General features: G+C 64.3%; 25 protein-coding genes and 1 riboswitch. Of the genes, 16 read left to right on the forward strand and 9 right to left on the reverse strand.

Annotation, left to right across the window (positions count from 1 at the left end; all coding sequences use genetic code 11):
- Nucleotides 1-15: 15 nt before the first annotated feature.
- Nucleotides 16-411: an ArsR/SmtB family transcription factor gene (locus AC1RJY_RS21285; RefSeq protein WP_498603338.1), complete on the reverse strand. Its 396-nt coding sequence runs from the start codon at nucleotides 409-411 to the stop codon at nucleotides 16-18.
- Nucleotides 377-1,657: an MFS transporter gene (locus tag AC1RJY_RS21290; RefSeq protein ID WP_498603339.1), complete on the reverse strand. Its 1,281-nt coding sequence runs from the start codon at nucleotides 1,655-1,657 to the stop codon at nucleotides 377-379. Before AC1RJY_RS21290 ends, AC1RJY_RS21285 begins: the two co-directional genes overlap by 35 nt.
- A 470-nt stretch (nucleotides 1,658-2,127) precedes the next feature.
- On the opposite strand from AC1RJY_RS21290, the gene AC1RJY_RS21295 reads away from it, so the two are divergent.
- The 9 genes from AC1RJY_RS21295 (at nucleotide 2,128) to AC1RJY_RS21335 (ending at nucleotide 11,072) form a co-directional block, all read left to right on the forward strand.
- Nucleotides 2,128-2,523 (forward strand): ArsR/SmtB family transcription factor, encoded by a 396-nt coding sequence (locus AC1RJY_RS21295; RefSeq protein WP_498603341.1) that lies wholly within the window; start codon nucleotides 2,128-2,130, stop codon nucleotides 2,521-2,523.
- Entirely contained in the window at nucleotides 2,520-4,436 is a 1,917-nt protein-coding gene (locus AC1RJY_RS21300) for a heavy metal translocating P-type ATPase (protein WP_498603342.1), read from the forward strand. The genes AC1RJY_RS21295 and AC1RJY_RS21300 overlap by 4 nt, the downstream gene beginning before the upstream one ends.
- A gap of 52 nt (nucleotides 4,437-4,488) precedes the next feature.
- Entirely contained in the window at nucleotides 4,489-4,923 is a 435-nt protein-coding gene (locus AC1RJY_RS21305) for a peptidase (RefSeq protein ID WP_498603344.1), read from the forward strand.
- A 789-nt stretch (nucleotides 4,924-5,712) separates the two neighbouring features.
- A complete protein-coding gene (locus AC1RJY_RS21310) occupies nucleotides 5,713-6,018 on the forward strand; it encodes a heavy-metal-associated domain-containing protein (protein ID WP_498603346.1) in 306 nt (101 codons plus the stop codon).
- A gap of 63 nt (nucleotides 6,019-6,081) precedes the next feature.
- Nucleotides 6,082-8,223 (forward strand): copper-translocating P-type ATPase, encoded by a 2,142-nt coding sequence (locus AC1RJY_RS21315; RefSeq protein ID WP_498603348.1) that lies wholly within the window; start codon nucleotides 6,082-6,084, stop codon nucleotides 8,221-8,223.
- A gap of 98 nt (nucleotides 8,224-8,321) precedes the next feature.
- Nucleotides 8,322-8,807, forward strand: coding sequence for a hypothetical protein (locus tag AC1RJY_RS21320; RefSeq protein ID WP_498603349.1), 486 nt, complete (start codon nucleotides 8,322-8,324; stop codon nucleotides 8,805-8,807).
- 145 nt (nucleotides 8,808-8,952) lie between these two features.
- Nucleotides 8,953-9,576, forward strand: a complete 624-nt coding sequence (locus AC1RJY_RS21325) for a DUF305 domain-containing protein (protein WP_498603352.1) — start codon at nucleotides 8,953-8,955, stop codon at nucleotides 9,574-9,576.
- Between the two features lie 82 nt (nucleotides 9,577-9,658).
- Nucleotides 9,659-10,537 (forward strand): F510_1955 family glycosylhydrolase, encoded by an 879-nt coding sequence (locus tag AC1RJY_RS21330; protein WP_498603355.1) that lies wholly within the window; start codon nucleotides 9,659-9,661, stop codon nucleotides 10,535-10,537.
- 124 nt (nucleotides 10,538-10,661) lie between these two features.
- The gene (locus AC1RJY_RS21335) at nucleotides 10,662-11,072 is read left to right on the forward strand and encodes a four-helix bundle copper-binding protein (protein ID WP_498603357.1); all 411 of its coding nucleotides are present in this window, start codon (nucleotides 10,662-10,664) and stop codon (nucleotides 11,070-11,072) included.
- A gap of 669 nt (nucleotides 11,073-11,741) precedes the next feature.
- On the opposite strand, the gene AC1RJY_RS21340 is transcribed toward AC1RJY_RS21335, so the two are convergent.
- Nucleotides 11,742-12,788: a cation diffusion facilitator family transporter gene (locus tag AC1RJY_RS21340; RefSeq protein WP_498603359.1), complete on the reverse strand. Its 1,047-nt coding sequence runs from the start codon at nucleotides 12,786-12,788 to the stop codon at nucleotides 11,742-11,744.
- Nucleotides 12,785-13,150 (reverse strand): ArsR/SmtB family transcription factor, encoded by a 366-nt coding sequence (locus AC1RJY_RS21345; protein WP_498603361.1) that lies wholly within the window; start codon nucleotides 13,148-13,150, stop codon nucleotides 12,785-12,787. Before AC1RJY_RS21345 ends, AC1RJY_RS21340 begins: the two co-directional genes overlap by 4 nt.
- Before the next feature lie 511 nt (nucleotides 13,151-13,661).
- Between AC1RJY_RS21345 and AC1RJY_RS21350 the strand changes: the two genes are divergently transcribed.
- Nucleotides 13,662-14,912 (forward strand): Nramp family divalent metal transporter, encoded by a 1,251-nt coding sequence (locus AC1RJY_RS21350; RefSeq protein ID WP_498603364.1) that lies wholly within the window; start codon nucleotides 13,662-13,664, stop codon nucleotides 14,910-14,912.
- A 26-nt stretch (nucleotides 14,913-14,938) separates the two neighbouring features.
- Here the strand turns inward: AC1RJY_RS21350 and AC1RJY_RS21355 are convergent, their stop codons facing one another.
- Nucleotides 14,939-15,649, reverse strand: coding sequence for a metal-dependent transcriptional regulator (locus AC1RJY_RS21355; RefSeq protein WP_498603367.1), 711 nt, complete (start codon nucleotides 15,647-15,649; stop codon nucleotides 14,939-14,941).
- A gap of 204 nt (nucleotides 15,650-15,853) precedes the next feature.
- On the opposite strand from AC1RJY_RS21355, the gene AC1RJY_RS21360 reads away from it, so the two are divergent.
- The 6 genes from AC1RJY_RS21360 to AC1RJY_RS21385 are packed head-to-tail and all read left to right on the forward strand — an operon-like array spanning nucleotide 15,854 to nucleotide 20,817.
- On the forward strand, nucleotides 15,854-16,255 hold the full coding sequence (locus AC1RJY_RS21360) for an ArsR/SmtB family transcription factor (RefSeq protein WP_250820609.1): 402 nt from the start codon (nucleotides 15,854-15,856) through the stop codon (nucleotides 16,253-16,255).
- On the forward strand, nucleotides 16,252-18,204 hold the full coding sequence (locus AC1RJY_RS21365; protein WP_498603370.1) for a heavy metal translocating P-type ATPase: 1,953 nt from the start codon (nucleotides 16,252-16,254) through the stop codon (nucleotides 18,202-18,204). The genes AC1RJY_RS21360 and AC1RJY_RS21365 overlap by 4 nt, the downstream gene beginning before the upstream one ends.
- Entirely contained in the window at nucleotides 18,201-18,692 is a 492-nt protein-coding gene (gene lspA, locus AC1RJY_RS21370) for a signal peptidase II (RefSeq protein ID WP_498603373.1), read from the forward strand. The genes AC1RJY_RS21365 and lspA overlap by 4 nt, the downstream gene beginning before the upstream one ends.
- Before the next feature lie 4 nt (nucleotides 18,693-18,696).
- Nucleotides 18,697-19,446: a cytochrome c biogenesis CcdA family protein gene (locus AC1RJY_RS21375; RefSeq protein WP_498603375.1), complete on the forward strand. Its 750-nt coding sequence runs from the start codon at nucleotides 18,697-18,699 to the stop codon at nucleotides 19,444-19,446.
- A gap of 46 nt (nucleotides 19,447-19,492) precedes the next feature.
- On the forward strand, nucleotides 19,493-20,104 hold the full coding sequence (locus AC1RJY_RS21380) for a TlpA family protein disulfide reductase (protein WP_498603377.1): 612 nt from the start codon (nucleotides 19,493-19,495) through the stop codon (nucleotides 20,102-20,104).
- A 41-nt stretch (nucleotides 20,105-20,145) separates the two neighbouring features.
- Nucleotides 20,146-20,817, forward strand: coding sequence for a vitamin K epoxide reductase family protein (locus AC1RJY_RS21385; RefSeq protein WP_498603378.1), 672 nt, complete (start codon nucleotides 20,146-20,148; stop codon nucleotides 20,815-20,817).
- A 28-nt stretch (nucleotides 20,818-20,845) separates the two neighbouring features.
- On the opposite strand, the gene AC1RJY_RS21390 is transcribed toward AC1RJY_RS21385, so the two are convergent.
- The 4 genes from AC1RJY_RS21390 to AC1RJY_RS21405 form a co-directional block, all read right to left on the reverse strand.
- The gene (locus tag AC1RJY_RS21390) at nucleotides 20,846-21,688 is read right to left on the reverse strand and encodes a M23 family metallopeptidase (protein ID WP_498603380.1); all 843 of its coding nucleotides are present in this window, start codon (nucleotides 21,686-21,688) and stop codon (nucleotides 20,846-20,848) included.
- Nucleotides 21,689-21,695: 7 nt separating this feature from the next.
- A riboswitch (cyclic di-AMP (ydaO/yuaA leader) is annotated at nucleotides 21,696-21,869 on the reverse strand.
- Between the two features lie 298 nt (nucleotides 21,870-22,167).
- Nucleotides 22,168-23,025 (reverse strand): SURF1 family cytochrome oxidase biogenesis protein, encoded by an 858-nt coding sequence (locus tag AC1RJY_RS21395; RefSeq protein ID WP_498603381.1) that lies wholly within the window; start codon nucleotides 23,023-23,025, stop codon nucleotides 22,168-22,170.
- Complete coding sequence (gene resB, locus AC1RJY_RS21400; protein ID WP_498603382.1) at nucleotides 23,015-24,646, reverse strand: cytochrome c biogenesis protein ResB; 1,632 nt, start codon at nucleotides 24,644-24,646, stop codon at nucleotides 23,015-23,017. The genes AC1RJY_RS21395 and resB overlap by 11 nt, the downstream gene beginning before the upstream one ends.
- Nucleotides 24,643-25,611 carry a cytochrome c oxidase assembly protein gene (locus AC1RJY_RS21405; protein WP_498603384.1) on the reverse strand — a complete coding sequence of 323 codons (969 nt, stop codon included), beginning with the start codon at nucleotides 25,609-25,611 and terminating at the stop codon, nucleotides 24,643-24,645. Before AC1RJY_RS21405 ends, resB begins: the two co-directional genes overlap by 4 nt.
- Between the last annotated feature and the right edge of the window lie 55 nt (nucleotides 25,612-25,666).

Consider the following 25,666-nt stretch of genomic DNA (forward strand, 5'->3'; position numbering starts at 1 on the left):
AGTCAGCAGGACGGCTCAGTCGTGTACCGGTTCTCCGGTCATCAGGTGATCGGCGTGGTTGATGGTTTCCCGGATAAGCCGAATCAGGTGCCCGTCATGGAGGGAATAGATGATATGGCGGCCGTCCTTGCGGGTGTCCGCAAGTCCGCTGAATCGGAGTTTGGCCAGGTGCTGGCTGACCACTGTCCGCGGCGCCCCGGACAGTTCCGTGAGTTCGGTGACGGTCTTGGGGCCGTTGCAGAGTTGCCAGAGCAGGTGCAGCCGCGTGGGTTCGGCTAGCATCCGCAGCGTCCTGGCGGCTGTTTCGAGCAGCTCCGGGTCCGGGGTGACGGGGTGGGCCAGAGACGGTTCCCCGGAGAGTGTGCCCAGCACAATGCTAGGGTTCAACGCGCTGCTGGGCCTGCTGCTCAAGGGTCTGCTCCTCAGTGGGTTGCTCCGGGGATGCCGCGACGGTGTGCCGCGGCCAGGACAGGAAGGCACCTGCACTGCCTATCATCGCAATAAATGTCAGGACAAGCGCGGCCCACCCCAATCCCGCGGCCGCACCGATCCAACCGGCCAAGGGGTAGGTGAGGATGTAGCAGGCATGAGAAAGGGAGAACTGCGCGCTGAACACGTACGGCCGGGTCGCCTCGGTGGAGGCATCGCGCAGCAGTTGGGAGGAAGGTGTGAGGATCGTGGAATTTGCGGCACCGAGCAGGAACCAGAGCACCAACAGCAGCCACCACCCCGCCCCGCCGATCTTAAGGAAGGGCAGGAGCGCGGCACCGGCCAGCGCGGCTGGGATCACGGCGGCACCGGTGAGCATCACGGCCCGGTCCCCGAACCGGTCCAGGACCAGGGGCGCGGACAAAGCGATGATCATAGAACCCACACCGAAACAGGCCAGGGCAAGAGCCATGTCGGTATCCGGCCTGCGCAGGACGTCTCGGACGTAGACGACGGTGTTGACGAGGACCAGCGCCGTCGGGGCTGCTACCACCAGGTTCAGTGCCAACAGGGACCGCAGGCGCCGTTCGCGCCAGAAGATCCGTGCACCCAGGGTGGTCCGGTGCCACAGGGAGGTCGCCGGGCCGGCCGGGACGGAAAGCCGGGGCAGCGAGGTGATCGTGACCATGAAGGCCGAGAACACGAAACCGGCAACCGTGCCCAGGAACAGGTTGCTATAACTGATCATCGTCAGCAACAGCGCCGCGACCGCCGGGCTGACCAAGGCTTCCATGTCATAGGCCAGCCTGGAAAGGGACAACGCGCGTGTGTAGTCCCGCTCCTCCTTCAAAATGGTCGGGATCAGTGACTGGAAGGCCGGAGTGAAGGTCGCGGAAGCCGATTGCAACAGGAAGATCACCACGTAGATCTGCCAGGTTTCCGTGATGAAAGGCAAACACAATGCCATTGCCGCCCGGATCAGGTCCGCCCCGACCAGCACCGGCTTTTTCGGCAGCCGCGCCACCAATGCGTTGATCACCGGGGCGAGACCGACGTAGGCCAGCATCTTGATCGTCAGAGCAGTGCCCAGCACAGCCCCGGCGTTGCGGCCGGTCAGGTCGTATGCCAGCAGCCCGAGGGCCACCGTGAGAAGTCCCGTACCGGTAAGGGCCACCACCTGGGCGGCGAACAGCCGCCGATAGGTGACATTCCGCAGAACCGTTAACATCAGCCCGAACTCCTTAGGTGCATGTGTGCGCTTTTATGCACCTATAGTAGTCAACTCCCCCCCGAGTCCCGGCCCTGCTTCTTTCCACCCCACAGTCCTTGGTCATCGGGCGCCGAGCCTCGCCCGGCCGCGCGGCGGCGCTACTTCTGCCGCTTCAGCTGGTGAGACATCAGCAACCATGGTGCTGACGACACGCGCGGATGGTCCCCTGCCCGCCCCGGGGCCCAAAAGAGCACTGGACGCTTCCTTCAGGGGCGCTGGGGGAGGGGCGGGCGGTACGGCCGGAATCTGGGGCTGGGCCATGGGGCAAGCACGCGGTCAAGATCAATTCCGCAACATATCAGCGACGCGAATTGGCCATTCATGCCCTGAGCTGCATCACTGAAACCCGGAGCCGGGAGATGGGGCAAGTGGGCGCGCAGCAGCGGAGCGCGAGCTGGGCGGGGTGCAATCCATGGAATAACCTTCATATGCGTGAAGATAAGAATCCTTGCAGACTGAATGTGGGCAGTCAGTACGTCGAACTCGCGGTGGAGGTGTTTGCCATGCTCGCGGACGCTACGCGGGTTCGGATCATCCTTGCCCTGCGGGACGGAGAAATGTCCGTGAACCACCTCGCGGACATCATCGGCAAGTCCCCGACGGCCGTGTCGCAGCATTTGGCGAAGCTCCGACTGGGCAGGATCGTGGCTGCCCGGCAGGACGGGACCCGGGTCTTTTACCGGCTTGCCAACGAGCACGCGCGAAAGCTCGTTGCCGACGCCGTGTTCCAGGCCGAGCATTCCCTGGGCGGTGAGCCGGTCCATCACCGAATCGACATGACGCGCACGGAGGCTCCGGCCGCGGAAGCGGTGGTGCGCTCGTGAGCCAAACACTGACCTCCCCGGCCGCTGCTGGCCAGGGCCGGCTTTTGCCCAAGCCTCCGTCGGTTTTCCGTACCGGGGCCCGGCTGCCCGAAGTCCGGTGGGCCACGGTTGCTTTGGTGCTTTTTCTGGTCGGCGGGGCCGTGCAGCTAGCCGGGGCGCCGGCGGTCGTGTGGTGGTGCTTCTACTTGGCTTGCTACGCGGCCGGAGGCTGGGAACCGGCTTTGTCGGGTTTGCGGGCGCTGCGCGAGAAGACCCTGGACGTGGACGTGCTGATGATCGTCGCAGCGATCGCGGCTGCGGCTATCGGCCAGGTTTTCGACGGGGCCCTGCTGATCGTCATCTTCGCAACCTCGGGTGCCCTGGAAGCCTTGGTCACCCAACGGACAGCTGACTCCGTCAGTTCTCTGCTGGGCCTGGCCCCGGAGCGGGCCACCCGTCCCCTCGACGGGACCGGACTCGAAGAAGAGGTTGATACCGCGGACCTGCTGGTCGGCGACGTGATTTTGGTGCGCCCGGGTGAACGGATCGGCGCCGACGGCACCGTCATCCGGGGAGTCAGCGAGGTCGACCAGGCGGCGATGACCGGGGAATCGGTCCCGGTCATCCGGCGCGAAGGCGACGAGGTGCTCTCCGGAACCGTCAACGGCAGCGGTGTTCTCTCGGTCCGGGTAGCCAAGGCCGCCAAGGACTCAGTGGTCAGCCGCATCGTGGCCTTGGTGGAGGAAGCCTCGGCCACCAAGGCGAAGACCCAGCTGTTCATTGAAAAAGTCGAACAGCGTTACTCCGTCGGTGTCATCGTGGCGACCCTGTTGGTGTTTTTCCTGCCCCTGTCCCTCGGCGAAGGCCTGGAGGCGGCCCTGCTGCGGGCCATCACTTTCATGGTCGTTGCCTCCCCATGCGCCGTCGTCCTGTCCACCATGCCGCCGCTGCTTGCCGCCATCGCCAACGCCGGACGGCATGGCGTCCTGGTCAAATCCGCCACCGTGATGGAGCAGGTCGGACGCACCACCGTCGTCGCCTTCGACAAGACCGGAACCCTCACGGAGGGGACCCCGAAAGTCACCTCCGTTGACTCCCTGGATGCCGCCCTCAACCCCGCACAGATCCTGGGGCTGGCGGCCGCCGTCGAACAGTACAGCGAGCACCCGCTCGGCCGGGCCATCCTCCGGGACGCACGGGAAAAAAGCCACACCGTGGTGCCGGCAGCCGAGTTCAAGGCCATCCCCGGTCAAGGAGTATCCGGCATGGTCCACGGCCAGCATGTCCGGGTGGAGCGGCCCGCCATGGAGGCCGATGACAACGTGGCCGGTACCGTCGTTTACGTCATCATCGACGGGACCGCGGCGGGGCGGATCGCCTTGGCAGACCGGCTCCGGCCGACCGCAGCTGCCACAATCGAACGGCTCCGCCAGATAACGGGCAATCCAGTTCATCTGCTCACCGGAGACAACCATCGCGCGGCCGCGCAGATCGCCGCCGAAACCGGCATCGACGACGTCCGCTCGCGCCTGCTGCCGGCTGACAAAGCAGCGGCGGTGCACAGGCTGGAACAGGACGGCCACCGGGTCCTGCTGATCGGCGACGGCGTCAACGACGCCCCCGCCATCGCGGCCGCAACCACCGGCATCGCGATGGGACGGCACGGATCCGACCTCGCCCTGGAAACGGCCGATGCCATCATCGTCCGCGACGAGCTCGAAGCCCTGCCCTCATTGATCGCGATCTCAAAGCGGGCCCACCGGTTCGTCATAGCGAACCTCGCCATCGCGGCCACCTTCATCACGGTTCTCGTCACGTGGGACCTGATCTCCACCTTGCCGCTGCCGCTGGCCGTCGCTGGACACGAAGGCTCCACCGTCATCGTCGCCCTCAACGGCCTGCGGCTCCTACGCAGCCAGGCCTGGAAAAACTGACCCACCACCCCGGCCGTCGCAACGTTCCTGCTTGACCCCGAAAGGACCATTCATGAATACCGGCCCCGCAAGGGCGCGGACAACAGTGACAGTGCCCGGACACGGGCACTTCCAAGCCACCGCCGATGCCTTGGAGATGATAGCGGTTTTCGGTGGCTCCCTGCACTGCTACCAAGGACCGGGCGGCTGCCGTGTCCAAGGACTCTACTTTTCCCGGACACGGCCAAAGAAGTACATCCCCTGTGCACTGGACTCCCCGTCCGAGACACACCGGACGCTGGCAATCTCCGTCAGCCACGAACTGGCTGACCGGCTCGACGGAGCAGTCCTGGACTTTGGCAACTACAACCGCATGCAACGCTTCGTGTGGATCGCCCTTCCGGCAGTCAAAGGCCCCCAATGCACCTGCCTGCGGTCCATGGGAAAGCCCGCGGGAAAACGTTCACCCTGCCTGGACGACATGGGTGTGGGAATAACCGACCTCTGATCGGCGCCGTCCTTGCCCGGCAGCCGCCATCCACCACTCATGGTCACACCGTTGCCAAGGTCGAATCCTGCCGGCTAATACCACTGCGGTGAACACCGGACTGCCCGGGTATACGTCGTGGTCTGGTCGCGACAGCCCTCAATTGGTCCATCGATCCCGCGGACGTCAGTGTCCGTGGTGGTCCCCTCCACCGGTTATCCCGGCCGCTGAGGCAAGGTGGATCCAGCCTGCGTCGCTGAGCGCGTGGTAGGCAATATGGAGTTCCCGGGCAGGATCGGCAACAGGGGTGCCTTCGCGCTGCTCCAGGACGGCGACCAGGTTTTCGGCGGCCGTTGTAAATCTATCGGCTGCGAACCGGATGTCCTCCGGCCAGACGGTAACGGCTACGGCGATGCGGGCATCGGATCAAAGCCGCCCAGTTCCGGTCGATTGTCGGCTCTGCCCCGGTGAGAGTTGTGGCGATGCCGTGAGAACCTACCGTGTCGATGCGGGTCAGGGCCGCGACCAGCCCGGTCACTGGTAGTGGCGTTTCACTGCCTTGGTGTGAATGATCCACAGCCGTTTCCTTTCATGTTCCGGACTTCTTCAAGGATGGCCCTCCCCGACCCCCGGTTCAATATTTTCTACTCGGTCTTTGGTGACCAGTAGGAACGTATTGGCAAATATACCCCCAGGGGGTATATTTGAAGTGTTGTCAGTGAGTGGCGCGTCGCGGAGATCCGATTGGTTCCTCTTTACAGCCGTTCAACCACAGCGCCCATCGCATCTTCTGCAATGAATGGAACTGACATGCAAACACCATCACGGACCGAACTGCCCTTGACTGATTCTTCGTCGGGCTGTGGTTGCTGCTCCACCGAGACTCCCTCCGCTCCGCTCACCGAAGCGGGCGTTGAGTATGGCGTTGAAGGCCTGACCTGCGGAGGCTGCGTGGCCAGCGTTCAGCGTTCGGTCTCCGCCGTGGACGGAGTCGAGTCCGCAACTATTGACCTTGTTCCGGGCGGGGTTTCCCGCCTGGTCATCACGGGATCCGCAGAACCGTCCGCGGTCAAGGATGCCGTTACCTCGGCCGGATACAGCCTGGCCAGCAGCTAGTCCACACATCACGGCCCTGCGGGCCTATCCGTGCCGCGTAGGCCGTCACTGGAGGAGCACACCATGACAGAGCACTCCCATTACCACACTGAACATGCCTCCCCTGTAGGTGAGGCCGAACCTGATCCCGCCGACGCGCACCAAGCAACCAGCTCAGCCCCGGATCAACATCACGGCCATCACGGCCACGATGCCGATGATCACGCGGTGCATAGCCATGGTCAGCATGCCGGCCACAGCACGGCTATGTTCAAGGACAGGTTCTGGCTGACATTGGCCTTGTCAGTTCCGGTGGTCTATTTCAGCCCGATGTTCGGGCATCTTTTGGGGTACATGCCCCCGGAGTTCCCGGGCTCGGCCTGGATCCCGCCGGTCCTGGGGACGGTGATCTTCTTCTATGGGGGCATGCCGTTCCTCAAGGGCGGTATCAGTGAACTGAAGAACCGGCAGCCGGGGATGATGCTGCTGATCTCCATGGCCATCACCGTCGCGTTCCTCGCCTCCTGGGCGACCACGTTGCGGATCGGGAACTTCGATCTGGACTTCTGGTGGGAACTGGCTCTGCTGGTGGCCATCATGCTGCTTGGCCATTGGATCGAAATGCGAGCCCTCGGCTCCGCCCAGGGCGCTTTGGACGCTTTGGCGGCGCTGCTCCCGGACGAAGCCGAACGCGTCGCCGACGCCGGCGTCGAAACAGTCCCCGTCTCCGAACTGACGACCGGCGACATTGTTCTGGTCCGTTCCGGGGCCCGGATGCCCGCCGACGGAACCATCGTTGACGGACAAGCCGAGTTCGATGAATCAATGATTACCGGTGAATCCAAAACAGTGCTGCGCTCCGTGGGTGCTCCGGTCGTGGCCGGGACCGTGGCCACCGACAACAGGGTCCGGGTCAGGGTAACCGCCGTGGGGAACGACACGGCACTGGCCGGCATCCAACGGTTGGTTGCCGAAGCCCAGGCATCCTCGTCCAAAGCCCAGGCCCTCGCGGACCGGGCAGCGGCGTTCCTGTTCTACTTCGCCGCCATCGCCGGCGGGATCACGTTCATCGCTTGGGCGTTGCTGGGAAGCCTGCCCGACGCTGTCACCCGCACCGTGACGGTGCTGGTGATCGCCTGCCCCCATGCGCTCGGCCTGGCCATTCCGCTGGTCATAGCCATCTCTACTGAACAGGCCGCCAAGGCCGGGGTATTGATCAAGAACCGGAATGCTTTGGAGCGGATGCGCACCGTCGACGTCGTCTTGTTCGACAAGACCGGCACCCTGACCAAGGGCGAACCCGAAGTCAGGAACACAGCCACGGTCGACGGCGGTGCCGCCGATGAACTGCTGGCCCTGGCAGCGGCAGTGGAGTCCGACAGCGAACACCCCGTGGCGCGGGCCATCGTCCGGGCAGCCCGCAGCAAAGACCTGAACCTCCCGAATGCAACGGGTTTCTCGTCCATGACGGGCCGGGGTGTGCGGGCCACGGTCAATGGACGCGTTGTCCAGGTCGGCGGCCCCGCGCTGCTGCGCGAACTGGGACTGGACGAACCGGAATCGATGGCCGCTTCAACCCGGGGGTGGATGGGCCGTGGTGCGGCCGTGCTGCACGTCATCGACGGGGAGACGATCCTGGGTGCGGTCAGTCTTGAAGACGCGATCCGTTCCGAGTCGAGGCAGGCTGTGGCCGCTCTACAGAGCAGGGGCATCAAGGTAGCCATGATCACCGGCGACGCGCAGCAGGTCGCGACGGCAGTGGGCGCGGAACTGAACATTGATGAGGTCTTCGCCGAGGTGCTTCCCGCCGACAAGGACAAGAAGGTCGCCGAGTTGCAGGCCCGCGGTTTGAAAGTGGCCATGGTCGGAGACGGGGTCAACGACTCACCGGCCCTGGCCCGGGCAGAGGTCGGCATCGCCATCGGCGCCGGCACGGACGTGGCCATGGAATCGGCCGGAGTCATCCTGGCCGGCAACGACCCCCGGGCCGTGTTGTCCATGGTGGACCTGTCCCGGGCGAGCTACACCAAAATGTGGCAGAACCTCGTATGGGCTACCGGATACAACATCATCGCCGTCCCGCTGGCCGCTGGTGTCCTGGCTTTCGCCGGGATCGTTCTGTCCCCCGCGGCCGGGGCGGTGCTGATGTCGGTTTCCACCATCGTGGTCGCCCTCAACGCCCAACTGCTCCGGCGGGTGAAACTGAACCCCTCGCAGGTTCGTTGACCACGTAGTGCCACCGGCACCGACGCACCCATCCCACGGGACCCATGCGTGGGTGCCGGTAGCCTTGAAAGAACCAGTACCCAGGGAGGAGGACCAGCATGGCCGCGCAACGCACCATCGCCGGATCCGCCCTGCTCACGGCGACACTGCTGGCAGCAGTCCTGGCCATCATCGCCGGAATCCTTGGCATGCACGTCATGACAGGCACCCACTCGGCACGCTCGGCCGCGGCGGTTCCCGCAGACATGACGGCTACGGCGGCTCAGGCCGCAGCCGGAAACCCGTCCGGCCATGGCGGCCATCAGCCCCCATCATCCGGGGCTACTGCCACGGAGGAGCTGTCCACCTCCCATGGTGCAGTGTCCCCGGCCCAGTGCTCCTGTTCAGGGAACTGCTCCAGCGAGCACTCCATGACCGCGGCTTGTATCCCCTCGGCCTCGGCCGGCGTCCTTGCCACGCCGGTACCCACCGAAGCGCCTTCGATTACAGCCCCAACGCTGGATTCCACCTTCGCGGTCTGGAATCTGTGGTCCTACCGTCCCGGCGGTCCTTCACCGGGTGAACTGTCCATCAGCAGAACATAGACGCTATCCGCCCGGGCCCAAGCCTGGCACCTTACGTTGCGATCGGAAACCAACCACTGTCTTTCCGGCGCGTCTTTGATGGATTTACCCACCCCCCTTTCAGGGGCGCCTTCGCGTCCCCTAAAACCTTTTGAAGGACTTGATCATGATGAACACCAAGAAGTTTGTACCCCTTGCAGCTACGGCCGTCGCCGCGGTGATCGCCCTCGCAGGCTGCGGTTCCTCCGGTGGTTCCGGTTCCTCCGCGACCTCCATGCCGGGAATGGACCACGGCAACAGCTCCTCCAGCACCTCCACCCCTGCCGCGAACGCTTCTGCCCACAACTCTGCGGACGTGATGTTCGCCCAGATGATGATCCCGCACCACGCACAAGCCGTGGAGATGAGCGACATGATCCTCAAGAAACAGGACATTCCCGCCGAGGTCACAGCCCTGGCTACCCGCATCAAGGACGCACAGGGACCGGAAATCGAGAAGATGACCGGCTGGTTGCAGGGTTGGGGCGAGTCGACGCAGGTGCCCACCGGGCACAGCATGGACGGCATGATGGGCGCCGAAGACATGACCAAACTGGAAGCCGCCCAGGGTGTGGAGGCCGCGAAGCTGTTCCTGACCCAGATGATCGCCCACCACGAGGGCGCCGTGACCATGGCCAAGACCGAGACCACGGACGGCAAAGGCCCCGCAGCCGTTCAGCTGGGCAAGGACATCGTCAGCGCCCAGGAAGCCGAAATCAAGGAAATGCAGACACTGCTGGCCAGCCTCTAAGCCACTCCCTAAAGGACCGGCCCTGCACCCATCAAGCGGGACCGGCCCCCTCCGCGTTCCCTTCCAACCCTGGAGCTTTCCCATGCAACCCTTCACCCGTGCGGCATCGCGTCGCGGCATCTTGCTTTCCGGGGCGGCGCTCGTGCTCGCTCTGGCAGCCTGCACCCCGGCCAACCCACCCACCACCACGGCGCCGCCGAGCGAACTGAGCGACGAGGCCCTGCCCAATAGCCACGTCCATGGTTTGACCGTCGATCCCGATACCAGCCAGGTGCTCCTGGCCACCCACGACGGACTTTTTGACGTCACGAAACAACCCGCCACCAAGATCGGCGGCACGAACGATCTGATGGGCTTCACTGCCGGCGAGGGCGGCGTTTTCTACGCCTCCGGACACCCCGGTCCCGGATCGGACCTGCCCAATCCCTTCGGACTCATCAAATCCACCGACGGAGGACAAAGTTGGGAGAAACTCTCACGCCAAGGTGAATCTGACTTCCACGCCATGACCGCCACGAAAACCGGGATCATCGCGTACGACGGGGAACTTCGCCACAGCCCCGACGGAAAGACCTGGAACACCGTGGCCGCCATGTTCGCACCAGCAGTCCTGGCCGGCCACCCGGACAGCGAGACCATACTGGGCACCACCACCGAGGGAATCCAACGCTCCACCGATGGTGGAGAGACCTGGTCGCTGGATAAGTCCGGGCCGGTGATCCAATACGCGGCCTTCGCCACACCCGACGAAGCCGCTGGCGTCGCCCCTGACGGGACCACCTACTACTCGGCAGACGCCGGGGCCAGCTGGACGAAAAAGGGCCGGGTCGATGGTGAAGTGATGGCCATAGCAGCACTCAAGGGTGCCGATGGCAGTCCTTGGGTGTGGGCTGCCACGCCCGACGGGATCGTCGTGTCCACGGACGGGGGCACTAATTTCCGCCCCATGGACGCAGCCTGAGTTGATGACCGCCTGCGGCCAGACAAAGGCAGGGAAGCATCTGGCGGGCTGCACAGACCAGGTCTAGGGTGGGCGTGATGGCCGGCCGGCCGGTCCTCACGCCCACCAATGACAGGAGCAGGCCATGACCCACCACATCAGCGCAATGATCAATTCCCACCCCAAGGCAACAGACATCGCAGACCGGGAAAAGCTCGCCGAATGTATCGCGGCCTGCTTTGAATGCGCCCAAATATGCAGTTCCTGTGCCGACGCCTGCCTTGGAGAGGACATGGTCGCCGAGCTGACCACCTGTATCCGCACCGATCTGGACTGTGCCGATATCTGTGGCGCCACAGGCACTATCCTCAGCCGGCAAACCGGCACCAACACAGACGTTGTCCGGGCAATGCTCGAAGCCTGCCGAACCGCCTGCGCCGTTTGCGCCGAAGAATGCGAACAGCACGCCAGCATGCACGAACACTGCAGAATCTGCGCGGAGGCCTGCCGGCGCTGCGAGGCCGCCTGCGCCGATCTTCTGACCACCCTTGCCTAGAGACTCGGTGGCGGGATGCTGTGCCTTCACGTCCCGCTCAGGATTGGTCCAGCGACTGCTGTGCCGCAACAAGGAAACCAAGGCCGCTGCACCCACATGACTGCGCTGATTTTCACACAAACAAGCCTTCCCGACGGTTGGGCCAGGTCACCTCGGTTCAGTGGCACAGACTGTCAACGTAGGTCGGTCAGTCCGATTCCGGCATCATCGAGGCAGGGCGAGTGCTTGCCGGCCGGTACTCCGATGGAGCGAAGACATGTGCACGGTGGTCCTTTCACGGCAGGCAGGGACAGCCAGACAAAACGCTGCATCTTGTTGTAGAGCCCGAAGTCCAGGATGGCCCCGTTCAGCTTGGGAGCGAGATCGTGGCTGACGCTTACCAGTAGTTGCGGCTTCAAAGCTCCCGAAGGGCCCGGACCTTTCTTTCCTGATCGCTCTTGGCAGTGGAGGGATTTACGGGGCAAGGTACGCGAGAAGTACAGGCCTTGCTTCCGACACCCCCCGGCAGCGAGATAGCAATGCAGCGTCCCGCCGAACACCTCTATCATTTCCACCGCTGCACTTGTGAGCTCGAATATGCCGTGGCCCGGAATCCCAAAGCTGGTGAGGGCAGCCGGATTATTCTCGATTCGCGCGGGCCCCGCGGCTCCGCCACGAGCGGGCCGGCCTTTAGCGGGCAACGACCAGCACCGTTCCCACGTTGCGGATATTGGCTCGCACGGCGTCCTGGACGGAACGGTCGACCTCCGCCAGCTCGGCCATGGTCCACTGCGGGTTTACCGGAGTGGTGACTTCAACCTGGAGGCGATGACCTGACCACCGGAGCCGGACCGTTGACGCCGGGGGCGCCACGGAGGCGATAGTGGCCTCAGCACGGTCCAGCAGGGCGGGATCCACGCCATCGAGCAGCCTGCGGCCGATGTCACGGACGGTGCCCCACAGCAGGACGAAAATGGTGATCGAGATTAGGATGCCGATGATCGGGTCTGCCAGCGGGAAGCCGAGCCAGACGCCAATCACACCCGCGACAACTGCCAGAGAGGTGAAGCCGTCGGTCCGGGCGTGTACACCATCGGCGACCAGGGCCGCGGAACCAATCTCCCTTCCAACCCTGATCCGGTAGACCGCCACGATCTCGTTGCCGGCGAACCCGATCAGACCGGCAGCCAGGACCCAGCCGAGGTTGTTCAACGGCTGCGGCTGGAAGATCCGGATCACGGATTCGACGGCTGCCACAATGGCGGACAAAGCAACCATCGCAACGATGAACAAGCCCGCCAGATCTTCGGCACGCCCGAAACCGTAGTTATAGGTCCGTGTCGCTGCACGGCGGCTCAGGACAAAAGCCACCCACAGCGGCACCGCGGTCAACGCATCGGAAAAGTTGTGGATGGTATCGGCGAGAAGAGCCACGGAGCCACTGAATAGAAAGACGACCAGTTGCAGCAGTGACGTCACAGCCAAAACCGTAAGCGAAATTTTCAGGGCCCGGATGCCCTTCGTCGATGACTCCATCGCCTCGTCCACCGAATCCGCAGCATCATGGCTGTGCGGGATAAACAGGCCATGCAGGAAACCCCGCAGGCCCCCAGGATGCTCATGGCTGTGTTCATGCCCGTGATGATGGCCATGGTCGTGGTCGTGCGCCTGGTGGTCGTGGTCATGCATCAGCTCGTGGGCGGTGTGGCTGTCCACGTTGTCGTCGGCATGTTTCATGCCGCACCGCTTTCGTTCTGCACATGGTGATGACGGGGCGTACCGCCGAGAGTGTGTTCGGCCTGGAAGATCGCATCCGCAACCAGCTGCCGTGCATGCTCGTTCTCCAGCCGGTAAAACACCCGGGTACCCTCATGACGCGTGGAGACCATACGCGCCATCCGCATCTTCGCCAGGTGCTGGGACACTGCGGACTGCGGCTTACCCACGGTCTCCGCAAGATCGTTGACCGACATCTCACCCTCACGCAAAGCAAGAATCAACCTGACGCGCGTCGCGTCGGAGAGCATGGCGAATACCTCAACGGCCAACTCGACGTAGTCGCTGTCAACGTTCAGGCCACAAGAAATATCTGCATTCATGCGAATATTATGACACATTCATAGTTGGTGGTGCTCAGGAGGGGCTGTTGAAGTATGGCGAACCAGGCCTGCGCCAATGATCCGAGGAATGTCCCCGACTAGGCAGGATGCGGGGTGACTAATGAGGAGTCCCTGGGCATTTTTCGCCGCGCAGGGCTTCACCTGTTTGCGGCGTTGCCGTCAGACAACAGCCGACGAACGGCGTTCGAGCAGAAGCGTGCCGGGCCATTGTCCGACTGCGGGCCCGTATGTCATGTGGGCGATGCGGCTCCTGTGTCCGATGATCCGGAAGCGGGCGGCTTCGTGAATCCGGAGCTTGACTTACCTCCGCCTTCGATTAACGGACTCCGCGAGGTATCGGGGGCTCGATCCATTGAGTGTGGAGGTCCCGCAGATAACCACGTCGCAGACAGTAAAACCCGATTTTATCGGTTTCCCTAATAACTACTTTTCGGTATGCCTAACTTTGCTCTATCCTCATATCAGAACGCCCCGATAATGAGGACTGACGATGGCTGCACCGACTCTTGATACCCGCCCCGCGCCCCGGAAGGTGTGGTCCCGGCTCCTGCTCCTGGGTCCGGCCTTCGTGGCCGCGATCGCCTATGTGGATCCTGGCAACGTGGCCGCGAACCTCACCGCCGGTGCGAACTACGGGTATCTGCTCGTGTGGGTGTTGGTGGTTGCCAACGCCATGGCTGTTCTGGTGCAGTACCAATCGGCGAAGCTGGGTTTGGCCACGGGTATGAGTCTTCCTGAGATCCTTGGTAAAAGGTTGGGGACCAAGCGCCGCCGGTTGTATTGGGTGCAAGCGGAGATCGTTGCCGGCGCCACGGACATGGCCGAGGTAATCGGCGGTGCCGTCGCCCTGAACCTGCTGTTCGGCCTTCCGCTATTGGCCGGAGGAGTCATCATCGGCGTAGCCTCCATGCTGCTGCTGGCGCTGCAGTCCCACCGGGGTCAGCGTTCCTTTGAATACGCGATCCTGGTGCTCCTTGGAGTCATCGCCGTCGGATTCATGTCTGGATTGTTCGTCAATCCCCCTGATGGCGGAGCTGCCCTTGGCGGTTTGGTTCCTCGCTTTGAGGGCACCGACACGGTCCTGCTGGCGGCGAGCATGCTCGGAGCCACGGTCATGCCGCACGCGATCTACCTGCACTCGGCCCTGGCCCGGGACCGGCACGGCTTCTCCGAGGATCCTGCCGTGCGGACCCGCCTGATCCGGGCCACCCGTTTCGACGTCCTCGGTGCCTTGCTGCTCGCTGGTGTGGTGAACATTTCGATGCTGCTGCTGGCCGCGTCCAGCTTGCGCGGCATCGAGGGAACAGACACCATAGACGGAGCCCACGCTGCCGTGACCTCGGCACTGGGTCCGGCCATCGGCGTCATTTTCGCTGTCGGGTTGCTGGCCTCCGGTCTGGCCTCAACGTCAGTCGGTTGCTACGCCGGCGCGACCATCATGGGCGGGCTCTTGAAGGTCCGAATCCCCCTGCTGACCCGCCGGGTCATCACCCTCATTCCGGCGCTGATCATTCTGGGAGCAGGTATCGAACCGACCCTGGCCCTGGTTTTGAGCCAGGTGCTGCTCAGTTTCGGCATCCCGTTCGCTTTGATCCCCTTGATCCGGCTCACGGGCAAACGCGACGTGATGGGCATCCACACCGATGGCAAAGCCCTGAAGATCGCCGGCTGGACCAGCGCCACCTTGATCGTCGGACTCAACGTCGTCCTCATCACCCTCACCCTCAGCGGCCAATCCTGAGACCAGGCCCGAAAGCCGGGTCATTCCTAACCTTGGGCCACGGTTTCCACCCAGAGGGCCGCGGCTGCCTCGTCACCAAGGGCGAGGTCTTCCCCGGAGTCGGCGAGACGAACAGGTATCCCGGCGGCGAAGGCTTTGCGTTCACCGACGATGAGTTGCGTGCCCGGGACGAGGCCATGCCCGGCGAAGTAGCGGAGCATCTCGGCACTCTCATCCGAGACCCTCCGAATGATCACCGCATCCCCGGGCCGCACAGCGCCCAACGGCACCGCGTCGGCCCGGTCCAGATGTTCGCCCGGTAATGGGATCGGATCACCGTGTGGATCGTGCCGTGGGTAGCCAAGAAGGGCATCGATCCTGGCGATGAAAGTATCCGAGACTGCGTGTTCGAGCACCTCAGCCTCATGATGGACCTCGTCCCAGCGGTAACCGAGGATCTCGACCAGAAACGTCTCCAGGAGCCGGTGCCTCCGGACCATCGCCAGGGCGTATTCCTCACCGGTCGGGGTCAGTTCCACACCGCCATAACGGGCGTGCGTCAGCAAACCCTGCGCCGCGTATTTCCGGATACCTTCCGAAGCGGTCGAAGCGCTGACTCCGAGCCGATCCGCGACAAGGCCCACCGTAACCATCTCGTCGGACCACTCCTGCGCGGACCACACTACCCTCACGTAGTCCTGGGCAACGGCCGTCAGGTCCGAGGCCTGTGGTGTCGCATTTTTTCTGCTGTTACTCATGATGTTGGGTGGCTAAGCCTCGATCCTGCGGCCCTGGGAGATGAGTGTCTGCACCAAGAATAGCGATACGACTGAGCGGTCATCCGATATTGGCTTACGCGTGGTGTCTGAACGTTGGAACGAGTCAGTCCGAGGGGCACAATGGGGCTTGATAGGACAGCAGTTCCTACCGATAACATCCGAACACTGCGCTATCATCGTCGTATGACGAATCAATTTGGCGGTTCCGTGGACGGGTGTGCTCCGCTGGATCCCGCGGCGGCGCTGTTTCACTCCCTTAGCGATCCGACGCGCCTGGGCATTGTGAAGCGAATGGCCGGCGGTGAGGTCCGCGTGGGTGAGCTCGCCAGCGAGCTGGGATTGGCTCAGTCGACGGTCTCGGCGCATGTGGCGTGCCTGCGGGATTGCGGCCTGGTGGAAGGCCGGGCCCAGGGCCGCAGTGTGTACTACTCGCTGTCCCGTCCGGAACTGATGGACATGCTTGCTCAGGCCGAGGTCCTGCTGGCTGCGACCGGCAACGCGGTCAGCCTCTGCCCGAATTACGGCAACGGAAGCACCCGCGTCGTGTTGTCCAACGTAGAACTAACGAAGGAGCACACTCGATGAGTGACGCTTGCTGCAGTGACGACAAGCCCGAGACCGCGGCAGAGGAAGCCGAGGAAGCACTCGGTTTTTGGCAGATCAACGAGATCAGGGCCGCAGCGGTCGCTGGCGTGCTCCTCCTGGCCGGGTGGATCCTGTCCCTGACGGGCGGTCCGGACTGGCTGCGCCTTGTCCTGGAAATCGGGGCGCTGCTGGTCGCTGCATGGACGTTCGTTCCCTCCACCCTCCGTCGACTGGCCAAGGGCAAGATCGGTGTCGGGACCCTGATGACGATTGCTGCTGCCGGCGCGGTAGCGCTGGGCGAATACGAGGAAGCGGCGATGCTCGCTTTCCTCTACTCAATTTCCGAAGGACTGGAGGAATACTCTCTGGCCAAAACCCGGCGCGGTCTGCGGGCCCTGCTTGACCTGGTTCCCGCCGAAGCAACCGTCCTGCGCGGCGGGACGGAGGTCACCCTCGACCCCGGTGAGCTCGTTCCCGGAGACCGGATGATCGTTCGTCCGGGTGAACGTGTTGCCACCGACGGTCGCATTATCACCGGCCGCACATCGCTGGACACATCGGCCCTGACCGGTGAATCCGTACCCGTAGAGGTCGGCCCCGGCAGCGACGTCTACGCCGGGTCCATCAACGGCACCGGGCCGCTGGAACTCGAAGTCACCAGCACCGCGGAGAACAACTCGTTGGCCAGAATCGTGCACATCGTCGAGGCCGAACAGTCCCGAAAGGGCCCCGGCCAGCGTCTCGCGGACAACATCGCCAGGAAACTCGTCCCCGGCATCCTGCTCACCGCGGCACTGATCATTGCCTTCGGCTTCATCATCGGAGAGCCGTTGCTGTGGTTTGAACGCGCCCTCGTCGTCATCGTCGCCGCATCACCGTGTGCGCTGGCCATCTCCGTACCCGTCACCGTCGTCGCCTCCGTCGGCGCCGCAAGCCGTATCGGTGTGCTCATCAAGGGCGGCGGCGCATTGGAAACTCTCGGCAAAATCCGCACCATCGCCCTGGATAAAACCGGCACACTGACGCGGAACAAGCCCGAAGTCATCGACGTCGCCACAGCCGGTACCGTGGCCCGCGAAGAAGTCCTTGCCCTCGCCGCCGGACTGGAAGCCCGCAGCGAACACCCACTCGCCCGCGCCATCCTTGCCGCATCCCCGACCCGGGCCGAGGTCACCGACGTCGACACCGTTCCCGGAGCCGGCCTGCAAGGCCTTTTCGAGGGCAAAACCGTCCGACTCGGCCGCCCCGGCTGGATCACCCCCGGCCCGCTCGCCGCAGAGGTCGAGCGGATGCAAACGGCGGGTGCCACTGCCGTTTTGATCGAATCCGCCGGGGAGGTCATCGGTGCCGTAGCAGTGCGTGACGAGCTGCGTCCCGAAGCCCGGGACGTGATTGCCCGGCTGCGGGCCTCCGGGTACACCACGGCCATGCTCACCGGGGACAACACGATCACCGCCAATGCCTTGGGCAAGGACGCCGGCATCACCGAAGTCCACGCCGACCTTCGCCCGGAAGACAAAGCCGAGATTATCCGGACGCTGAAGTCCCGCCAGCCCACCGCCATGGTCGGTGACGGCGTCAACGACGCCCCGGCCCTGGCCACCGCCGACACCGGAATAGCGATGGGGGCCATGGGCACCGATGTCGCGATCGAAACCGCGGACATCGCCCTGATGGGCGAGGACCTGAACCACCTGCCGCAGGTGTTGGACCACGCCCGCAGGACCCGGTCCATCATGCTGCAGAACGTGGGCTTGTCCCTGCTGTTGATCGCGGTCCTGATCCCGCTGGCACTGTTCGGGCTCCTCGGCTTGGCCGCGGTTGTTCTGATCCACGAACTGGCCGAAATCGTGGTGATCGGCAATGGCGTCCGGGCCGGCCGCATCAAGGCATCGCGGACGGGAAGTCCCGCACCGGCGTTGTCGGACACTTCCCGGGTTTCCGCATGAGTGCCACGAGCACCAGGCGGCCCCGGACAGGACGGGTCGTCCTCGGGCTCGGCGCCATCGCCTTGGCGGCGGTTGACCTGCTGGTCAAGACCGTTGTGGTCGAGACAATAGGTGATGGCAGGGTCCTGGACTTCGGTCTGTTCAACCTCAAGCTCGGCTATAACACCGGTGTCGCGTTAAGCCTCGGCGCGACCTTGTCCCCGTGGGTAGTGGTCGTTGCGACCACAGTGATCGTAGCGGCGCTGGCGGTATTCCTGTTCCGTGCGGTCCCCCGGTTCGGCATGCTTTCCTGCACCGGCGCTGTTTTCCTTCTCGGTGGCGCCCTGGGCAACCTGGTGGACCGGATGGACGGGGCAGGCGTCGTTGACTACCTGCATACCGGATGGTTCCCGACCTTCAACCTGGCTGACGTGTTCGTCGTCGGCGGAGTGGGCCTGCTGATTTTGGGCACGATACTGTTCCCCGCCGCGCGCAGGGAAGAGGACTGAATCGTTGGACATTGGTGAATACTTTGCCTCGACGGTGACCTCCGGGGCGCTGATCCTGGCGTTGCCTCTGGCCGCCGCAGCAGGTCTGGTGTCGTTCCTCTCTCCGTGCATCCTTCCGCTGGTTCCCGGCTACCTGGGCTTCGTCTCAGGGCTCACCGACCCAACGCAGCCGCGGAACAGGCGGCGGGTCCTCTCGGGGGTGGCACTGTTCATCCTGGGCTTCGGCGCCGTCTTCACCCTCTACGGTGCAGCCTTCGGAGCCATCGGATCCTGGCTGATCCGCTGGCAGGACCCGCTCATGAGGGGATTGGGCGTGGTGGTCATCATCATGGGCCTGGTCCTGCTCGGACGGTTCTCCTGGCTCCAGCAAACCCGCAAATTCCAGGGTCCGGGACGCGGCGGGCTCTCCGGCGCCCCGCTCCTGGGCATCGTCTTCGGCCTCGGATGGACCCCCTGCATGGGCCCAACGCTCAGCGCCGTGCTCAGCCTGAGCGTCACCGCCGGCAGCGCCTGGCGCGGGGCCCTGCTGGCCTTCATCTACTGCCTGGGACTCGGCATCCCCTTCGTCCTTGTCGCTCTGGGCTTGAACTGGGTCTCGAGGGTCCTGTCGGTGGTCCGCAAGCACATTCGGGCCGTCAACATCGGCGGCGCCGTCATGCTCATCATCCTGGGGGTCCTGATGGTAACCGGGGTGTGGGTGCAATGGATCTACCAGCTGCAGAACCTGGCAGGGACGTTCTTGATGCCCGTCTAGCCACGGTGACCCCGCACGCAGACACAATCAAGCAAGGACCGAGAACATGATCAACCAACCAGAGCCGCTGCGGCGCCCCGGACGCCGCACCATCCTGGGCCTGGGCGCGGCAGTACTTGCCCTCGCCGGCTGCGCAGCCCCGGACGATCTGGCCCAGCAGGCCAAGGCCGGCGATGACAAGAACTACATCGCCGGGGACGGGTCGGTCAACGAATACCCGCCCGGGTCGCGCGGCGCCGCGGTCTCCTTGGAAGGCCGGCTGTTTGACGGGCAAAAAGTTGCTGCCCGGGACTGGGCGGGCAAAGTCGTGGTGCTCAATTTCTGGTACGCGGCCTGCGCTCCGTGCCGGGTGGAGGCCCCGGACCTGGCCGCCCTGCACACGGAATTCAAAGACCAAGGGGTCTTGTTCTACGGCGTCAACGTCCGCGACGACGCCGCCACGGCCGCAGCTTTTGAGCGGACCTTCAAGGTCGAGTATCCCAGCTTCGATGACAGCGATGGCGGCATCCTGCTGGGCATGACCGAGTACGTCCCGCCCCGTGCAGTGCCCACCACCCTGGTGCTGGACACTCAAGGCCGCGTCAGTGCCCGGATCCTGGGGATCTCCCAAAAAGGAACCTTGAAGGCACTGATCACTACCGCAGCTGCGGGATCATGATTACCAAGCCCGCCGCCAGACCACCTAAAAGGACTTCTGCCATGACCAGCACCGCAAAACCCGCCGCGAACGTGAAACCCTCCGATCGTGGGGTTGCTTCAGCTGCTGAGGGGCCGGATATTCCCCGCATGACCCGCAACAAGCCGTTCGGGTGGCTCTTGGTCATCACCGGCGTCATCGGCTGGCTCGCCTCCGGCGCCCTGGTCCTGGAGAAACTCGAGGTACTCAAAGACCCCGGCTACAAAACCGTCTGCGACGTCAATCCCTGGATTTCCTGCGGTCAGGTCATGCAGACCTGGCAGAGTTCCGTTTTCGGATTCCCCAACATGTTCATTGGGATCGTGGCGTTCGCCGTCATCATCACCACGGGCATGGCCCTGCTTTCCGGTGCAACGTTCGCCCGCTGGTACTGGGCCGGCCTGCAGACAGGTGTCACGCTTGGGTTTGGCTTCGCCGTGTGGCTGTGGTCCCAGGCCCTGTACTCCATCCACATCCTCTGCCCCTTCTGCATGATCGTCTGGGCGGCAATGATTCCCCTGTTCGTCTGGGTCACGGCCCGGAACATCACCCATGGAGTCATCAAAGTACCCGCCGGAACGGCCCGCGTTGTCGGTGAGTTCGGCTGGATCATTACCGCGCTGCTCTACGTGGCTGTTACCGCAACCATCTTCTTCGCCTTCAGCCACGTCTTCCTGGGCACATCAGGACTCTGACCCTGGCATCGTGGGCGATGGGCGAGGCTTACATCCATCCCTGCGGATTCACGGTCTGTCCGTTAAGAAGTACCTCGAAGTGCAGATGGCAGCCGGTGGAGTTGCCGGTGGTTCCGGCTGCGGCCAGCCGCTGGCCGGCGGACACGGTCGCGCCCACGGAGGTTTCGATGGAGGCCAGGTGGTTGTAGGTGCTCTTCAGGCCGTTGCCGTGGTCCACCACAATTCTGTTCCCGCCACCATAGGGGGACCATCCGGCTTCCACGACGGTCCCGGCTCCGGCGGCGAATACTGCGGTCTGGCAGGCTGCCACGAGGTCAAGGCCGGTGTGCAGCTCCCCGGTGCCTGAGATCGGGCTGGTGCGGATACCGAACGGCGAGGTGACCGACATGCCGGCCAAGGGCGCCCCGAGCCGGGCTGTTGAGACAGGTTGCGCAGGAGCAGGGGCCGCAGCGGGGATCGGGGAGGCCGCCGGGGTCGTCGCCGCGGCCGCGCCGGCAGCAGCTAGGGGGGTCTTGGCGGGTACCGGCAACGGTGCCTGCTCGGTGGTGACAGCTGGTCGTTCATAACTGATCGAAGCCCCGACAGGGGCTTGGACGGGTGCGCCGGCAGCGACGGTTCCCGACGCCTGCACGGCAGGGGCGGTGCCGGTGGGGGCCGGGCCGGCATGGGCGGCGGTGAGCGCTGCGGTCAACAGCGCGGCGACGCTCAGCGTGGCGGCTGCGGTGACCTGTTTGCGGCGGCTCGCCCGCGCCCCTGCGCCTGGCAGGGGTCGGTGGCGACCGCTCGTGGGGGACATCATCGGGACGGCCACGCGGGGCGACAAACCGGAGGTTGGCTTTCGGCGGCGGCCATGGGGGGATACAGAAGACAAGGGGGATCGATCCTTTCGGTTCGCCTGCGAAGTTAGCTGTCGGGTTCGGGCCAAGGAAAAAGCCCGGCCGTGCCCGGCGGCTTTCTGGCCACCGGCATCACGGCTTCACCCCAAGGCAGGCTTACTGCCGATCCTGGGTCCTCCACCCCCGCCGTCAAAAAGGGATAGTCGTTTGATGCCCCGGGCGGGGTTCAGCGTGGGGCATCAAGGGTCTCAGTACAGAAAAACCTGAATTAATAGTAGCCGCAAAGCATCATCGTTACAATTTCGTGACACTACGTTCCCGTGTCGTGCAGGCGCGGACGCTATCCGGTGGCCGTGGCGGGCGGCCGGTACGCAATTGCTGTGCGTCTCTTCAGATGTGCAGCCAAAGGCTCAACGAGGCCCAGCGCAGGATGGTTCCCGCGCGCCGTGATGTCCGTCCGTTGGGGATTGTCCATGACCCGCGCTGCGCGGGAATCCGCCGCCCTGCGCCAGGGTCACAGTCCCATCGAGTCCAGCAGGGCGTCTTCTTCCTCGGCGCGGGAACGCTTGGGCGCGGAGGGATGACGGGGTTGCTGGACGGTGCTTGCTGTCTGCGCGGATTCGTCCGGGATTTCACGCTCCTCACGGTGGATGCGGGCCTGTTGACGTGCCATGTATCCGAAGCCGACGAACGCCAGAACCCCGAAGGTGATCCACTGCATGGCGTAGGACAGGTTTGATCCTTCCTTGACGGCCGGTTGGGCAAGTTGCTGGGGAACTACGGCGGGCTGGGGGGACTCCGAGGCCATCACCCCGTAACTGCCTGTCATCAAGGGATAGCCCAGCTGGCTCGCGAAGTAGGGCAGGTCGATGCTGGCCAGTTGTCCCTCGGGAGCGTCCCGGCCAAGGTCGGGTTCGGAGGGTTTGATGCGCACCACCGCGGAGATCTCGCCCGGTGGCGGGGCCGGCACGGCATCGGGGTATCCGGGCCGAAGGTTGCCGATCGGCAGCCACCCCCGGTTGATCACGATCGTTTCACCGGAAGCAAGCCGGAACGGAACCACTACCTCATATCCGGCAACGGAGTTATTGGGCCGGTTCCTGACGATTCTCTGGTCCTGGACAAGGTACCGGCCGGACACTGCAACGGTTGTCCACTTCGCGTCGGGGTCGGCGACCTCGAAGTAGGGGCGGGCGTCCTGAAACAGCGCGGGGGGTTTGTCGTAGTTCTCCTGGACCCTGCGGATCTCTGCCACTGTCTGGTTCCGACGGTCCATCTGCCAGTTTCCCAGGCCTATGCATGCGGCGGCGAAAAGTGCGGCCAGCAGCAGCCACCCCACCCAACGCCACGACAGCAGGAAGCTATACGCCACTGTTTTCCTCCCGAAGCTGCCATCGCCGTGCCAACAGGGCGCGGATGGCGGTGGCCTCTGCGGCCAGGCGGTGGTCTTCTCCTCGGGCCAGGAGGCCGTACTCGACCATCGTCCTGCCGTCCTCGTGGGTGCCGGCGCGGACCCAGGCTCGGCGCCGGTTCACATATAACGAAACCATCAGGCCTGTCACGGCCAGCAGGGAAAACGCCAGGACCCCACCTTGGGCGGGGGTGCTGCGCACATCCACTCCGATGTAGCGTTTCAGCCCGTCGAAGCTGATGCTTCCCTTGCCGTCGGGCAGCGTGTACGTGCCACCGGGGGCGAGTGTGATGCCCCCGGCGGGCAGGTCCCTGCCGTTGAGTTGGGTCAGCTTGGCCACGTCCAGGACATAGACGTTTTGCGGGGCTCCGGTGTCCAGTCCAAGGTCTCCGTAGTATGAATTCAGGTTCAGCTGCGGGTTCAGGGGATCGGGATCGAAGCTGTAGGACACACCCTGGTCGTTCTTGATGGCCGAAGGCAGAAAGAACCCGACAAAGCCCAGCTGGGACGGTGCCGCGTCCGGGACCTTGAGCACCACCGAGGAGGTGTACACCCCGTCGTTGGGGATGGACACCACGGGACCGCTGAACGCGGTTTTCCCGGTGCCGTCCTTTACCGTGACGACCGGGGCGTAGCCGTTGCCGACGAGGAACACCCCGGTTTCACCGAAGTAGACCGGTTCGTTGACTTTCAGGATCTGTTCCCGTGCCGGGGACTCCGTTCCGTCTTTGGTGGTCAGCTTTGCGGTGAAATCGATCGGCTGGCCGAACTGCCGGGATGATTCCCTGTCGAAACGGACTTCGAATGTCTCGAGAGTGACGGCGAACGGATCCAGCCAGGCGGTGTTGAAGTTGGTTCCCGGGGTGAAGGCGTCGTAGCTGACCAGGGTGTTGACGAAGGTGCCGCCTTCGATGAGAATTTTCTGTCCGCGGTAGCCGAACATGCCGCCGACGGCCACGCAGACCAGCACCCCGATCAGCGCGGTGTGGAACACCAGGTTGCCGGCTTCCTTCACGAAGCCGCGCTCGGCACCCACAGACGGCCGCGTTCCGTCCGCGTCCCTGACTTCCACCCGGTAGCGGCGTTTCCTGAGCACTTCCGCGGCGTCCGCAATGGCGGCAGCGGCAGGGACTCCGGCGTCGGCGGGCAGCACCAGGGTGCCGTACTCCGGCAGGCGCGAAAGGCGTTTGGGGGTACGCGGCGGCCGGGACCGCATGGCCTTGTAGTGCGCGGCAGCACGTGGCGTGACGCAGCCGGCCAGCGAAATGAACAGCATCAGATAGATCGCGGAGAACCACACCGAGGAGTAGACATCGAACATCTGCAGCGCATCCAGGACCGGCCCATACCCGGGGTTGTCCTTGATATAGCGGGTAACGAGTGCGGGATTGGCCGAGCGTTGCGGGAACAACGAGCCCGGCACGGCGCCCACCGCGAGCAGGAGCAGCAGGAACAGGGCCGTCCGCATGCTGGTCAGCTGCCGCCAGGCCCAGCGCAGCATGCCACCGGGTCCCAACGCGGGCAGCACGGGCGCCGGAGCCTGGTATGCGGGCGCGGACTGTGGGGTGCCTGGTGTTCTCATCGCCGGCGCACCGGACGGTTGGCCAGCTGACGCAGGTATTCGTTGTAGGCGTCCAGGTCCGGGTCCCCCACTACCGCCGCCTTGCGTTCGGATTTGGCCCAGCCGCGGGCCTCGTCCCGCTGCCAGCGCACCAGGATAAACATCAACAGCAGCACCCCCGGCAGCTCCCCGTACGACCAGGCCAGCCCGCCGGCCAGGCCCTGGTCCTGCATCGGATCCACGTTCCAGCTTTCCGGTGGTGCGGCGAAGAACTTCACCATGGGTGCGGTGGCCATCATGATCACGACGCCGAAAAACGCATGCAGCGGCATCTCGGCAAAGATGTCCAGCAGCCGGCCGAAGTGTGTTTGCCTGCTCGGCAGCGGATCAGCGGAAATCAGCGGCACCGTGAACAGGATGCCCGCGGCCAGGAACAACAATTCCAGCCCGACGTGCCCGTACCAGTTCGGCAACAGCAGGTCCGCGAGCCCGGAAAAATAGACGCCGTAGAAGCTGAGCAGGAACAACGGCACCATGAAGGCCGGGTGAATGGCCAGCCGGCCCCAACGGGACCGCAGACCCCAGAGGGCAAACCTCAGGACCGGCCGGCCCAACCGGCCGTGCGGGGTCGCCCGCAGCAGCAAGGTCCCGGGGGAACCAATGACCAGCAGGGGCGGGACAGCCATCATCAAGGTCAGCTGCTGAAACATGAAAATGGAGAACATCCGCAGCCCGTAACCCTCGATCCCGGCTCCCATGACAACGATGATGGCCAGACAACCGAACAGGAAGGATGCCGTGCGCACCGGGGACCAGTGCCGGCCCTGCCGCCAGAGACTGATCGCGCCCGCAAGGTAAAGGGCCGCGGCCAGCAGTGTCAATGCCGGGATCAGCGGAACAGGCTGCAGGTTCGGTGCAAGGTACTCGCCCAGCGTCGGCGGCAGGGTAGGAAGCCAGACCGGGCCCTCAATTCCAGGATCACCCATCTGAGTACCGCCGTCCGGCCGCGACCGCAGGGCCGGGTGCGGGCGGGGCGGGGGC

The organism is Arthrobacter sp. GW822-FHT05G07 (assembly GCF_058799755.1).